This is a genomic window from Paenibacillus maysiensis (assembly GCF_000520815.1).
Lineage (GTDB): Bacteria > Bacillota > Bacilli > Paenibacillales > Paenibacillaceae > Paenibacillus > Paenibacillus maysiensis.
Genome location: NZ_ASRY01000086.1, coordinates 1 through 549 on the forward strand (window position 1 = coordinate 1; position 549 = coordinate 549).

A 549-nucleotide genomic window follows, 5' to 3' on the forward strand; every position below is an offset into this window, starting at 1 on the left:
CTGTTCCTAAAAGGATTTTTTATTCACGAAATGTCCAAAATATAAACTTTATTAAACTCAATTGTTGTGAGTGCAAAAGTGAATGGTGTAGATTCGGAATATTCAAATGAAGCATCAGCAACTCCACAAGGAGGAGGGGGTCAACCTGATCCTGAACAACCTTCAGGTAATCGCGCAATTCTTGTAGTCACCATGACAACTGGTTTGGAAAAAGAATTCGATCTAAGTATGAAAGAGGTCAACGATTTTATTGACTGGTATGAGGCCAAACAGGCCGGAACTGGATCGGCTTCATACGCGATCAAAAAACATGATAACAACAAAGGACCATTCAGTAGCCGTAAGGACTACATGCTGTATGATCGGATATTAACGTTTGAAGTAAGTGAATATTCAAAATAAGAATAAATCCCCGCTAACCTTAATTGGTCGGCGGGGATTTATTCTATTATGGAAGAGTTTGAATTTAGAGTAGATGTGAAAAAGGACTTCACTGGAAAATAGCCGGTTTGGAGTTCTTTTTCATTTGGCGATAGAAACTATGTAACA

The 549-nt window shown here is 38.1% G+C and carries 1 pseudogene; it reads left to right on the forward strand.

The annotated features are described in order from the left end of the window. Positions 1-156 precede the first annotated feature (156 nt). A pseudogene (locus L696_RS0106165) lies at positions 157-402 on the forward strand (Ig-like domain-containing protein); the annotation flags it as partial. Positions 403-549: the final 147 nt, after the last annotated feature.